Here is a 1,057-nt window from a genome sequence, read left to right on the forward strand (position 1 = left end):
CTACCAGTCGCTGCACAATCTTCGAAGCGCCCAACAGGCTGCGGGGCGCACCATGCTCTTCGGCATCAATGCCGGCATGTATCATCCCGATCTCGCGCCGGTTGGGCTCTACGTCGAGCGAGGGCAGCAGATCACCTCGGCGAAGATCGGATCGGGCACCGGCAATTTCTCGATGCAGCCGAACGGCATCTTCTATCTCAGCGGCAACAAGGCCGGCGTTCGCGCGACGAAGGATTATCTGAAGCGTCCGCCGCGGGTGGATTACGCAACCCAGTCCGGGCCGATGCTGGTCATCGACGGCAAGCTGCATCCGAAATTCCAGGCCGACAGCCCCTCGCGAAAAATCCGCGACGGCGTCGGCGTGCGCGCCGACGGCGTCGCCGTCTTCGCAATCTCGGATGACGTCGTGACCTTCCATGAATTCGCCCGGCTGTTCCGCGACAAGCTCGGCTGCGCGAACGCGCTGTTCCTCGACGGCTCGATATCGAGCCTCTATGCGCCGGCAATAGGCCGCAACGACGATTTCTGGAATCTCGGACCGATGATCGGCGTGTTCAGGCGCTAGCCGAGAACCGCGTCCGACGCCGGCCGCGAATCGCCCGGCCGGACCAAAAGTAAATTTTGATTCAAACTTTGTTGGTAATTTCTCATTAGGAATGGGGCTTCCGGCGGCGCTGTTCCTGCCCTCGGTCTGTTTTGTTTTGCGTACAGGTCAAGATGCGGATTTTTGGCGTCGTCAGTTTCGTGCTCGCATCGCTTGGCCTTGCCGGCTGTTCCTCGACGGCGGGCGTCGATGCCTTGCAGATACCGTCCAGCGAGACGACGAGTTCGGTTGTCAGACCCAGCGCCCCTGTGACCAAGGCCATCAGGACGGCTGAAACCGAGACAACCGTCGAGACCATGTCGATGTCCGGCGCCGCGCGTATGAGGCCGCCGGCGCCGGTGCTTGAGGCGGACAATGCGCGAACCGACGACGAGACTTCGCGTCCTGACGGCGAGACTTCGCGTCCCTTCGGCCTGGCCGAGGAAGAGACGGTGGCGTTTCCCGCGCAGGACC

1 protein-coding gene and 1 pseudogene are annotated in these 1,057 nt (G+C 62.3%); both read left to right on the forward strand.

Translation table 11 applies throughout. The features are described 5' to 3' along the window. Positions 1–565 (forward strand): phosphodiester glycosidase family protein (locus EOA29_RS37540; RefSeq protein ID WP_127222464.1); only part of this gene is annotated, 565 nt, incomplete at its 5' end. A 152-nt stretch (positions 566–717) separates the two neighbouring features. Next, positions 718–1,057: pseudogene (locus EOA29_RS37545) on the forward strand (hypothetical protein); the annotation flags it as partial.

It is taken from the genome of Mesorhizobium sp. M1E.F.Ca.ET.063.01.1.1 (assembly GCF_003998155.1).
In the GTDB taxonomy this organism is placed as follows: Bacteria; Pseudomonadota; Alphaproteobacteria; order Rhizobiales; family Rhizobiaceae; genus Mesorhizobium.